The following is a 12,037-nucleotide window of genomic DNA, read 5'->3' on the forward strand; positions in this document are numbered from 1 at the left end:
TCGCACACTAATTTTGCCGTTACTACGGAAATAAGCACACTAATTCGAAACTGCCCTGCTTTTCGTTAGGCATAAAAAGAGTAAGCTCATCCCGTCTCACCGGCAAGTTCTGTGTATGGCTTTTCGATTAGGGTTGATTTTTCGCCTACATGAAGCCGGTTTACCCTCGTGGACGTCCATTGTGGTCGATTTTTCGTCTACAATAGGCCCGTTTCCCATCGCGGAAGCGCATTGTGGTCGGTATTTCGTCTACAATAGGCCCGTTTACCCTCGTGGACGCCCATTGTGGTCGGTTTTTCGTCTATAACGATAATAGGCCCGATTGCCCTCACGCATGCCCAATGTGGTCGATTTTTCGCCTACATCTAGCCCGTCGTTTACCCTCACGGTAACTCAATGTTAAGTTTTGCAGATAAAAAGCATTAAGAGAGGAACGGCGAAGGAGAATTTTGGTGAGGTCATCTTATGGATGATCTATGTTCTATTCAATAATTTGGTGAATGATAGAATACATAAAAAACGGGGGCGGTCCGGTGAGAAGAGGAAACGACGTATTGCTGCTATGCTCTGTATTACTGGCTGGTGCTATCTCGTTCTCGGGAATCCGGATCGGACAGAGCGTTAAGGAATCACATGCTTCAAGGGAGGCTGCTTTTACAGTAAATGAAAAAGGATTGTGGACTCTTGAAGAGGCTGCCATGTATTTAAGCCTCCAATCGGGGGAGTTGTATTCTATTATAAAAGATTTAGAGCTGCAGGAAAGTTCAGAGCCATCGACGTGGGAGCCGCAAAAATCTCTGAGGTATGTAACTTACAACGGTTCTGATTATTTCAGCAGAGCAGAGCTGGACCGCTGGATCAGGTTCAACATCAATCATTCCGGCATGTAGCACAAAGGACGAAGCTTCCCATGCCTTCTTGGCAGGTCGTCTTCGTCCTTTGGACTTCGTTCGTTTATATTCATAGCCAATCCTTCTTGCGGAAGATCAGCAGCATACTTACACCCAGGGTAATCATGACGCCGATGACGCCGTAATATCCGTATTGCGTGTGCGTCTCCGGGATATTGTCGAAGTTCATTCCGTAAATCCCGGTGATGACGGTGAGCGGCATGAATATCGTTGTAATCGCCGTGAACACGCGCATGATTTCGTTGGCGCGGTTGGCGATACTGGACTGGTAGGCTTCGCGCAAGTTGCCCATGAGATCGCGGTAGGTCTCGAAGGTTTCGGAGATTTTGACCGCATTTTCATAAATATCGCTGAAATATTTCTGCAGCTGGTCGTCGATCAGCCGGAGATCCTTTTTATTGAGCGTGTTGACGACTTCCTTCTGCGGGCCGAGCATCTTCTTCAGCCACAGAATCTCACTGCGCAGACCGATGATTTCGTTCAGATGCGACTTCTTGGTGTGCATGAGAATATCTTCTTCAAGCTTCTCGATCCGCGCTTCAATCCGGTCGCCGACGGAGAAGTAATTGTCCACCACCAGGTCGATCAGCAAATACAGGAAGCGGTCCGCCTCGCTGACTTCCTGTTCCCACAGAATGGGCTTCAGGATGCGCAGCTCGTTGATCTTCTGCTTGGTGACGGTAATAATGAAATGTCTGCCCAGAAAGATGTTGAGCGCACGCAGAAAAATCTCTTCATCATCAAAACGGATGCTGTTGACGACAATAAAATAATGGCTCTCGTAAATTTCGATCTTGGGCCGCTGTTCCTCATCGCTGAGGCAGTCTTCCACGGCCAGGTCATGCAGATTGTACAGAGGCTGGAGCGTCTCCAGATCCTCCACATCGGCATCAATCCAGTAAAAGCCCTCTGCCGGGGCTGTCAATGTTGTCTGAAGGTCATCCACAGGCGTAAAGACGCCTGAGTTCACCAGCCGGATTTTCATCTGATTCACTCCTTATTCGTCCGCTTCCCTGAAGAGGACATGCTTAATTAAGCACAGGAAGAAATCAGCTTGGCCGGTGTTCCGATTAAGGCTGCATACCCAGTGACGGTTCGGGAGCAAAAGAAAGAAATGCTGCGCCGGCCGGCAAGCTGATCATCGTCCTGTGTGGCTGCTCGTTCTGCACGCTTAACTGCGTACCCGGGTCGCCTTCCATTCTTCTCTCACCTCGTTCTTCGTCATAGTGGTAAAACACTTGTCTAGTATAACGCCCGGGGTACCCTCTTTCAAGACAAATTCTTGAGTATTTGGGGGCCTTTCAGCATTGTATGACTTGACGAATAGGAGGTTCATGATTTAAAGTGATTTTTAAGAAAAAACATCTGCAGATGTTTAGCTTCCCTAACTGAATACAGCTACTTCTTATCAAGAGCAGGTGGAGGGACTAGCCCGATGAAACCCGGCAACCGGCGCCAAGGCGCACGGTGCTAATTCTTGCAGAGACCATGCCAGAGGAATACTCCAGGCGGACGTTTTTGACAGATGAGAGAGGCGCATATGACTTTACATCAGATATGACCTTTCTCTTCGGAGTGAGGTCATTTTTAGGTTTCAGGACCTCCTCCGCGCAAGATTAATCAATATAAGAACAATCCAATACCAATGAAGGAGTGAACGGAGCAATGCCGATTAAGATTCCCGATACGCTGCCGGCCAAAGAAGTCTTGTCCGGGGAAAATATATTTGTCATGGGGGAAAGCCAGGCTTTTCACCAGGATATCCGTCCGCTGCGGATTGCCATACTGAACCTGATGCCCACCAAGGAAACGACCGAGACGCAGCTGCTGCGCCTGATCGGAAATTCGCCGCTGCAGGTGGATGTGGTGCTGCTGCATCCAAGCTCCCACACCTCCAAGAATACCTCGGCGGAACATTTGCGCAGCTTCTACACGACCTTCGGGGAGATCAAGCACCGCCGTTTTGACGGGCTGATCATTACCGGGGCTCCCGTGGAGCAGTTCGAATTCGAAGATGTAAACTACTGGGAGGAGCTGCAGGAAATCTTCGAATGGAGCAAGGACAACGTCACATCGACGATGCATATCTGTTGGGCGGCCCAGGCGGGACTGTATCATCATTTCGGCGTCCGCAAGGTCAGCTTGCCCGAGAAATGTTTCGGTGTCTTTTCCCATACGGTGAGCCATAATAATGTGAAGCTGCTGCGCGGCTTCGATGAAGTGTTCCATGTTCCGCATTCGCGCCACACCGATGTCTCCCGCGAAGATATCGAAGCCGCTCCGGATCTGCAGATTCTGGCCGAATCCGAAGAAGCCGGTGTATATCTGGTGGCAACCGCCGACGGAAGACAGATCTTCGTTACCGGTCACTCCGAATATGATCCGTTCTCCCTGAAATGGGAGTATGACCGCGATGTAGCCAAAGGAATGGATATCGCGCTGCCGAAGCATTATTATCCTAACGACGATCCGCAGCGTACACCGCCGGCCGTCTGGCGCGCCCATGCCAACTTATTGTTCGCCAACTGGCTGAATTACTATGTATATCAGGAAACGCCCTACGACATTGGCCCGATTATTTGAACTATATAACGATCTGGTACATTCCCACCACAATTTAGGAGGCTTACTGAACGATGGACGAGAAACTGAGGATTGAAAGCAGACTGGCACAGATCGGCTCGCAGGAGGACCCCGCTACCGGAGCGGTTAATTACCCGATTTATAATTCCACGGCTTTCCGCCATCCGCGGCTTGGGCAAAGCACAGGCTTCGATTATATCCGCACCAAAAGCCCGACCCGCTCCGTACTGGAGACGGCGGCGGCCGAGCTGGAATCGGGAGACGCCGGCTTTGCCTGCAGCTCCGGCATGGCGGCGCTCACTACCGTGTTCACCTTGTTCGGGCAAGGCGACCATTTAATCGTCTCGTTGGACTTGTACGGCGGAACCTACCGGCTGCTGGAGCGGATCCTCTCCAAATACGGCATCAGCGCCTCCTATGTTGACACGAATGATCTGGATGGGCTGGAAGCAGCCCGGCGGCCGGAGACCAAGGCTGTCTTCATCGAGACGCCGACCAATCCGCTGATGATGATTACAGACATCGCGGCGGTGTGTACATGGGCCCGCAAGCACGGGCTGCTCTCCATTGTCGACAATACGCTGCTGACTCCGTTCTTCCAGCGGCCGCTCGAACTGGGAGCGGATATCGTGGTCCACAGCGCCACCAAATACCTGGGCGGGCATAATGATGTTCTGGCGGGTCTGATCGTCACCAAGGGCGCGGAGCTGTCGGCGGAAATGGCCGTCCTGCACAACTCGCTCGGTGCCGTGCTGTCCCCGAATGACAGCTATCTGCTGATGCGCGGCATGAAGACGCTGGCGCTGCGCATGGAGCGCCATGAGAGCAACGCACTGGCGGTTGCCCGCTATCTGCAGGATCACCCGGCAGTCGCTGAGGTCTTCCATCCGGGACTGCCGGATCATCCCGGCTATGAGATTCAGAACCGCCAGTCTTCCGGCAATACGGGCATCTTCTCCTTCAAGGTTAAGGATGCGAGATATGTCGATCCGCTGCTCCGCCATATCCGCCTGATCGCCTTCGCCGAGAGCCTAGGCGGCGTCGAATCGCTGATGACCTACCCTGCGGTGCAGACCCATGCCGACATTCCGGTGGAAATCCGCGATGCGGTAGGCGTCGATGACCGGCTGCTGCGCTTCTCCGTAGGCATTGAGCATGCCGAGGACTTGATTGGCGATCTGGGCCAGGCCCTGGAAGCGGCGCAGCGTGAAATTTCGGAAGGGTTAGCCGAAGGGGGACAACAGTAATGAGCCGAGACAATAACCAGGAGGAGCTGCAATTCTCCACCCGGCTGCTGCACTTCGGTGCAGAGATCGACCGGGCGACGGGCGCTTCCAGCGTCCCGATCTACCAGGCATCCACATTTCACCACGAGGATATCCATAACCCTCCGCTGCATGACTACAGCCGTTCCGGTAATCCGACGCGCCAGGCGCTGGAGGATTATATCGCGCTGCTGGAGGGAGGCGTGCGCGGCTTCGCCTATGCCTCGGGCATGGCGGCAATCTCCAGTACCTTCCTGATGCTGTCCGCCGGTGACCATGTCATCGTGACGGAGGATGTGTACGGCGGTACATACCGGCTGCTGACCTTGATCTTAAGCCGGATGAATATTGAGACCACCTTTGTAGACATGACGGAGCTAGATCAGGTGAAGGCGGCGCTGCAGCCGAACACCAAAGCGGTGTACATGGAGACGCCATCCAATCCGACGCTGAAGATCACGGATGTAGCGGCGGTTACCGAATGGGCGCGCAGCCACGATCTGCTGACCATTCTCGATAATACGTTCATGACGCCTTACTATCAGCGGCCGATTGAGCAGGGCGTTGATATCGTGCTGCACAGCGCGACGAAATTCCTCGGCGGCCACAGCGATGTGCTGGCCGGTCTTGCCGTTGCCCGCACGCCGGAAATCGGTGCGCAGCTGAAGATGCTGCAGAACGGGCTCGGCACCGTGCTTGCCCCGCAGGAAAGCTGGCTGCTGATGCGCGGCATGAAGACGCTGGAAGCGCGGATGGCGCACAGCGAGCGGAGTGCAGCCAGGCTCGCAGCCTGGCTGGATGACCGCAGCGACATCGCGAAGGTCTTCTACCCGGGGCTTGCACAGCATCCGGGCCGGGAGATTCACGAGCGCCAGTCCACCGGATACGGCGCAGTGGTCTCCTTCGACGTCGGCTCCGGAGAGCGGGCGAGGAAGGTGCTGAACAAGGTCAAGCTGCCGCTGGTAGCGGTCAGCCTCGGCGCCGTGGAGAGCATCCTCTCCTATCCGGCGATGATGTCCCATGCGGCGATGCCCGCTGAAGTCCGGGCCGAACGCGGCATTACCGACGGCCTGCTGCGCTTCTCGGTCGGCCTCGAAGCGATAGAGGATCTGATCAACGATTTGGAGCAGGCGCTCACAGAGTAACCCTCCGTTCAGAGGCAGGCGGCTGGCCCGCAGGGTGTATGCGCAGCCGCCTGCCAACCCGTTTATATAACCCCGCTGAGCGGGGTTTATTTTGTGATAACCTTTTTCAAGTCTCGGCGATTGTGTTACCATGAGAGAATGATTGATTTCCATAGACTTCAACTGCTATGATAACTGACCAATGATATGGGTTGATGGGAGGCTGCGAACGAATGAGTGCGATTGATCTGATTTTGGATAAAGCGCTGAAGGGCGAACGTCTGCAACTGGAGGACACGGTCCGGCTGTTCGAGAGCAACGAGATTGAGAAGATGGGGGCCGCCGCCGATGTCATTATGAAGCGCTGGCATCCCGAGCCGCTGGCCACATTTGTGATCGGCCGCAATATTAACTACACCAATGTCTGCGATGTATATTGCCGCTTCTGTGCGTTTTACCGGCGGCCGGGCTCGGAGGAAGGCTATGTTTTTCCGGACGAGACGATTTATCAGAAGATCGCCGAGACGATCGGCGTTAACGGCACGGAGATTCTGATGCAGGGCGGAACGAACCCTAATCTGCCGTTCAGCTATTATACCGACCTTCTGCGCGGGATCAAGCAGCGGTTCCCGGAGATTACGATGCACTCCTTCTCGCCGGCCGAGATCAAGAAGATGCAGGAGGTGTCCGGCCTGCCGCTGGAGACAGTGCTGCGCGAAATCCATGCCGCCGGCCTCGATTCCCTGCCCGGAGGCGGCGCCGAGATTCTCGACGACCGTACCCGCCGCAAGATCAGCCGCTTGAAGGGCTCCTGGCGCGACTGGATGGACGTCATGCAGACGGCGCATAAGATCGGCATGAATACGACGGCCACGATGGTGATCGGCCTCGGCGAGAGTCTGGAGGAGCGCGCGCTGCATCTGCTGCGCGTACGGGAAGCACAGGATGAGTGCATCGCGAACGGTTATGACTCCGAAGGGTTCCTGGCCTTCATCTCCTGGACGTTCCAGCCGGACAATACGAATCTGAAGCTGGACCGGCAGTCACCGGAGGAATATTTGAAGACGGTGGCGGTCAGCCGCCTCGTTCTCGACAATATCAAGAACTTCCAATCCTCCTGGGTCACGATGGGACCGGAGGTCGGCAAGCTGTCGCTGCAGTACGGCTGCAATGATTTCGGCAGCACGATGATTGAAGAGAACGTTGTATCCTCGGCCGGTGCCACACACAAGGTCAACATCGAGCAGATTCTCCAGCTCATCCGTGAAGCAGGCAAGATTCCGGCACAGCGCAATACGCGCTATGACATCCTGCGCGTGTTCGACGATGTCAACGCCAAGGTTGACAATGATTTTGTGATGCAGAACTAGCCGCATAAGCGGTTCATTTAACAGTAACCGGATGCAAGGTAACCATAGAGCTTATTCATCTATCCGCCTGGAGGGATGAATAAGCTTTTTTGTGCATAAATTCCTGAATCCTCCAAATTGGTACTATGGTGTAATAGTAAGCTGCAAAGCGGCTGTGATATATATAAGACAGGCATATTTTACAAAACTCGTACTTCCAGTTAATGCAAATTGATAGATTGAAGCCCCGCTCTTGCAGTACAATTTCTCTCGTCACATGGAGAGCAGGGACGTTCTCATGCAGGGACGGTCATGTGCTTTGCAGGGAATATAAGGTATCGGAAGCAGGAAGCTGATGTACACCTATATTTTTCAAAAAGACACTGGGAGGTTTACAAGTTGATGAGAGAAACAGGATGGAACAAGCGGATAGCTGCGGCGGTGGCCGGTACGGTGCTTACGGCGCAGTTATTCGGCGGAATCCTCGGCGGACCGGCACTGGGAACCGGGAAAGCGGAAGCGGCGGGGGAGCAGGCTGCTCCTGCGGCAAGCGGAACAACCATTGATTTGCGGCTGATGAGCACAACTGACGTACATACGAACGTGTACGGCTGGGATTATTTCAAGGATAACGCTTCGCTTACAGTCGGGCTCGACCGGACCGCATCGCTGGTCAATGAAGCCCGCAAACAGAACCCGAACAATCTGCTGCTCGACAACGGCGACCTGATTCAGGGGACTCCGCTGGGTACTTATCTGGCGAAGGAAGCGGATTTCACTGGTGAGCCGGAGCGGGTTCATCCGCTGATTGCAGCTATGAATATCATGGACTATGATGCAGCAACGTACGGCAATCATGAATTTAATTATGGGCTGGATTATCTGAACCGCGTCATTGGCGGCAGCGCTTCTGCCGGTACAGGTGCGGAATTCCCGTATGTGAACGCCAATATTTATATTGATGACCATGACAGCAATCCGGATAATGATGTCAACAAATACGAGCCTTATATTATTCTTGAGAAAAAGGTAAAAGGCAGCGACAACCAGGAGCATACCGTCAAGGTCGGATTGCTCGGTCTGGTGACCCCGCAGATTCTGGAATGGGACAAGGTGAATCTGGAGGGTCAGGTTATTGCCAAGGGCATTGCCGAAACGGCGAAGAAATTCGTTCCCGAACTGGAAAGCAAGGCGGATGTTGTGGTGGTGATGGCCCACACCGGCTTTGATGCGGCAGCCACCGGGACCCTTGCCGAGAATGATATCAATGCGCTGAGCAAGGTGCCGGGCATTGATGCCATCACGTTCTCGCACACCCACAAGGTGTTCCCGACCGGCAATAATGCCACTCTTGACGCCTCGTTCATTGATCCGGCGACCAAAGCTCCATATAACAGCAGTGTAGCCGTCATTGACAATGTCAACGGCCATATCAACAGTGTTCCGGCGGTACAAGCCGGTTACGGCGGGGCTTATCTGGGTCTGATCGACCTGAAGCTGGAGCAGGACGGCCAGGGCTGGAACGTAAATAAAGAGGCCTCCAAAGCTTCCACCCGCTCCATTTACCGGACGGAGAACAAACAGAATTACCCGACCGTTGAGCCGGATAAGGCGGTGCAGGAGGCAGCCGCTGCCGATCATAAGGCAACCATTGCTTATGTTAATCAGCCGCTGGGCGAGACGACGATCCCGATGAACAGCTATTTCGCCCTGGTGCAGGATAATCCGACGGTACAGATTGTGACCTACGCGCAGCAGCGTTATGTATCCAATCTGATTAATACCGACGATACACTGGCCGATTACCGGGATCTGCCGATTCTGAGTGTGGGCGCACCATTCAAAGCCGGACGGAACGGTCCGGGCGAATATACTGAAATCGAGGAGGGCAAGCTGACGATCCGCGGAGCCAGTGACCTCTATCTCTATGACAATACCCTGAAAGCCATCAAGGTTCCAGGCTCCACGGTCAAAGAGTGGGTGGAGATGAGCGCGGGTATGTACAACCGGATCAAGCCGGGGATCTCCACACCGCAACCGCTGCTGAATCCGTCATTCTCCGTCTTCAATTTCGATATTATCGACGGCATTCAGTACACGATCGATGTAACAAAGAATGCGAAGTATAAGCCTGACGGTTCTATTAATGATCAGAATTCCAGCCGGGTGACTTCCATCACCTACAACAATGAGCCGCTGGACCTCAATCAGGAGTTCATCGTTGTGACCAATAATTACCGCGCCAGCGGCGGCGGCAATTTCCCGGATGTGAAGAACGCAGATATGGTTCTCGACACCCAGGAAGAGAACCGCCAGGTGCTGATGGATTACATTAAGGAAGCCGGTACGGTTACCCATCCGGCTGACAACAACTGGTCGATTAAGCCAATCCAGGGCAATGTGAGCGTGACCTTTACGTCGACGCCGAAAGGCGCCAAGGCTCTGCCGGCGGACGGTTCGATTACGGATACCGGCGTTCAGGATACCAAGGGCTTCGAGGTCTACAACCTCAAGCTGAAGGCGGACGTACCGCAGCCGGCCGGCGATGTGGAGGTACACCTGCTCGGCATTAATGATCTTCACGGACAGCTCGACACTACGTCCTTCGTCGGTGACAAGAAGGTAGGCACAGCCGCAGTACTGGCGGCTTATCTGAAGCAGGCCCGGGCTAAATACGAGCATTCGCTGCTCTTCCATAACGGGGACTCGGTGGGCGCCTCCGCTCCGATTTCTTCACTGGAACGCGACGAGCCGACCCATGTGTGGATGAACATGATGAAATTTGATGTCGGCAGCCTTGGCAACCATGAGTTCGACCAGGGTGTTCCGGCGCTGATGACCCAGCTCTACGGCGGCACTGATCCGAAGAATGAGAAGGTAGTCCATGCCGGCTCCGACTTTGATTATGTCAATGCGAACGCAGTGGATGCTACAACCGGCAAGCCGATCATCAATCCTTATGTGATCAAAGAAATCGGCGGCGTCAAAATCGGCTTCATCGGGACAGTAACCAAGGCTACGCCAAGCAAGGTTTCTCCGGCCGGCACTGCAGGCGTGCGGTTCCTGACGCTTGAGGAAGAAGTGGCAGCCATCGAAAAATACGCCAAGGAGCTGCAAACCCAAAAGGTTGAGACAATTATCGTACTGGCCCATGATCCGGCGACGACTAAAAACAATGAAACAACAGGCGAAGCTGCCGATCTGGCCAAAGCATTGCCGGCCGATTCACCGGTTGACGTGATTGTCGCCGGCGACAATCACGCGCTGGCCAATGGCGAAGTCAACGGTAAGCTGATTGTGCAGGCTTACTCGTACGGTACCGCTTTTGAAGATATCAAGCTGGTGATTGACGGTGCAACCGGCCATGTGAAGAGCAAGTCGGCGACGGTTACCACAACGTTCCAGGACGGTATCACCCCTGATCCTGAAACAGTGGCCCTCGTGGACAAGTACCTGGCACTGCATCCCGAGCTGACAAAACCGGTAGGCACAACGGACGGCACTATTACCAAGACCGATGCCTATACCAAGGAATCGAACCTTGGCAACCTGATCGCCGATGCGATGCGCCAGGCCGACTTCGGTGACGGCAAGGGCGCGGCGGACTTCGCCTTCATGAATCCGGGCGGTATCCGCGCCGATCTGCCAAAGGGCAATGTATCCTTCGGCGACCTGGCCAAAATCCAGCCGTTCGGCAACACGCTGGTGAAGCTGACCTTGACCGGTGAGCAGATCAAGACGCTGCTGCAGCAGCAGTGGAATGTCAAAGCGGACGGTACGGAAGACATCAAGACGCTGCAGATTTCCGGGCTGAAGTACACAGCCAACATGTACATGCCGGTCAATTCGCGGGTGGCCAATCTGACCAAAGCGGACGGCACGCCTATCAGTATGACGCAGAGCTATACGGCGGTAGTGAACAATTTCATGGCCGCAGGAGGAGATAACTATTCCGTGCTGACCAAAGCGAGCGCCTCGCTGGCCGGTCCGGTCGATCTCGATGTGTTCTATGATTACGTCGTCAAGACCTTTAAGGGCGGCGCCATCACGTCCAAGCTTGAAGGACGCATCACGAATGTGCTGACGGCCCCGGGCGGCGGCACGGTGCCGACTCCTGCGCCGACGGCATCGCCGAAGCCGAGTGCGACAGCATCGCCGTCGCCGTCGGCCACGCCTGCACCGGCAGCAACGGCGACACCAAGCCCCGCTCCTTCGGCAGTACCGGTGTTTAATGACCTGGGCAAGGTAGCCTGGGCCCAGGAGGCGATCAATGAGCTCGTAGGCCTCGGCGTGCTTCAGGGTGTCGGCGGCGGCAGCTTCGCGCCGGCCAAGAATGTAACGCGCGCCGAATTTGCGGCCATGCTCGTCCGTGCACTTGACCTGGAGGCGACTGGCACATTGGCAGCCTTCAGTGATGTGAAGGCCGACGTCTGGTATGCCCAGCCGATTGCGGCAGCTGTGCAAGCAGGGCTTGTCCAGGGCTCCGGCAACGGCAAATTCGAGCCTGGACGGCAGATTACGCGCGAAGAAATGGCGATCATGATTGCCAATGCGCTGAAGGAGCAATTGCAGAATGCGGAGAAGGGCTCTCTTGACCAATTCTCCGACAAGGGAACCATCGCCACTTATGCGCAGACTGCCGTGGCACAACTTACCGAGCTGGGCATCGTAAACGGCATGGGCGCCGGCAAATTTGCACCGAAAGCGGCGGCAAACCGCGCTCAGGCGGCGGTTATCGTCTACCGTATGCTAGAGCATAAGGCTTCTTGATTTAGCTAGACTTTTGGGGATGGCGGGATGGGAGA

Annotated in this window: 7 protein-coding genes and 1 riboswitch; of the genes, 6 read left to right on the forward strand and 1 reads right to left on the reverse strand. The window is 54.8% G+C overall.

Translation table 11 applies throughout. The annotated features are described in order from the left end of the window. Nucleotides 1-533: 533 nt before the first annotated feature. Nucleotides 534-890 (forward strand): hypothetical protein, encoded by a 357-nt coding sequence (locus F1379_RS25135; RefSeq protein WP_150275215.1) that lies wholly within the window; start codon nt 534-536, stop codon nt 888-890. 70 nt (nt 891-960) lie between these two features. Here the strand turns inward: F1379_RS25135 and corA are convergent, their stop codons facing one another. Then, entirely contained in the window at nt 961-1,896 is a 936-nt protein-coding gene (gene corA, locus F1379_RS25140; protein WP_150275216.1) for a magnesium/cobalt transporter CorA, read from the reverse strand. 417 nt (nt 1,897-2,313) lie between these two features. Beyond that, a riboswitch (SAM riboswitch) is annotated at nt 2,314-2,443 on the forward strand. A gap of 133 nt (nt 2,444-2,576) precedes the next feature. On the opposite strand from corA, the gene metA reads away from it, so the two are divergent. The 5 genes from metA to F1379_RS25165 all read left to right on the forward strand — a co-directional run bounded on the left by metA (nt 2,577) and on the right by F1379_RS25165 (nt 12,002). Continuing rightward, complete coding sequence (gene metA / locus F1379_RS25145) at nt 2,577-3,494, forward strand: homoserine O-acetyltransferase MetA (protein WP_150275217.1); 918 nt, start codon at nt 2,577-2,579, stop codon at nt 3,492-3,494. Nucleotides 3,495-3,547: 53 nt separating this feature from the next. Further along, nucleotides 3,548-4,741 carry an aminotransferase class I/II-fold pyridoxal phosphate-dependent enzyme gene (locus F1379_RS25150; protein ID WP_150275218.1) on the forward strand — a complete coding sequence of 398 codons (1,194 nt, stop codon included), beginning with the start codon at nt 3,548-3,550 and terminating at the stop codon, nt 4,739-4,741. Next, nucleotides 4,741-5,904: a trans-sulfuration enzyme family protein gene (locus F1379_RS25155; protein ID WP_150275219.1), complete on the forward strand. Its 1,164-nt coding sequence runs from the start codon at nt 4,741-4,743 to the stop codon at nt 5,902-5,904. Before F1379_RS25150 ends, F1379_RS25155 begins: the two co-directional genes overlap by 1 nt. Nucleotides 5,905-6,116: 212 nt before the next feature. Then, on the forward strand, nt 6,117-7,253 hold the full coding sequence (gene mqnC, locus F1379_RS25160) for a cyclic dehypoxanthinyl futalosine synthase (RefSeq protein WP_150275220.1): 1,137 nt from the start codon (nt 6,117-6,119) through the stop codon (nt 7,251-7,253). Between the two features lie 381 nt (nt 7,254-7,634). After that, on the forward strand, nt 7,635-12,002 hold the full coding sequence (locus F1379_RS25165; protein ID WP_150275221.1) for a bifunctional 2',3'-cyclic-nucleotide 2'-phosphodiesterase/3'-nucleotidase: 4,368 nt from the start codon (nt 7,635-7,637) through the stop codon (nt 12,000-12,002). The last annotated feature ends 35 nt before the right edge of the window (nt 12,003-12,037 follow it).

This window comes from Paenibacillus tepidiphilus, assembly GCF_008635795.1.
GTDB classification, from domain to species: Bacteria; Bacillota; Bacilli; order Paenibacillales; family Paenibacillaceae; genus Paenibacillus_AQ; species Paenibacillus_AQ tepidiphilus.

What these genes read in the sequence shown, in the direction of transcription:
- metA (WP_150275217.1), top strand. Translation starts at nt 2,577, where the DNA reads ATGCCGATTAAGATTCCCGATACGCTGCCGGCCAAAGAAGTCTTGTCC.
- F1379_RS25150 (WP_150275218.1), top strand. Translation starts at nt 3,548, where the DNA reads ATGGACGAGAAACTGAGGATTGAAAGCAGACTGGCACAGATCGGCTCG.
- corA (WP_150275216.1), bottom strand. Translation starts at nt 1,896, where the DNA reads ATGAAAATCCGGCTGGTGAACTCAGGCGTCTTTACGCCTGTGGATGAC.
- F1379_RS25155 (WP_150275219.1), top strand. Translation starts at nt 4,741, where the DNA reads ATGAGCCGAGACAATAACCAGGAGGAGCTGCAATTCTCCACCCGGCTG.
- mqnC (WP_150275220.1), top strand. Translation starts at nt 6,117, where the DNA reads ATGAGTGCGATTGATCTGATTTTGGATAAAGCGCTGAAGGGCGAACGT.
- F1379_RS25165 (WP_150275221.1), top strand. Translation starts at nt 7,635, where the DNA reads ATGAGAGAAACAGGATGGAACAAGCGGATAGCTGCGGCGGTGGCCGGT.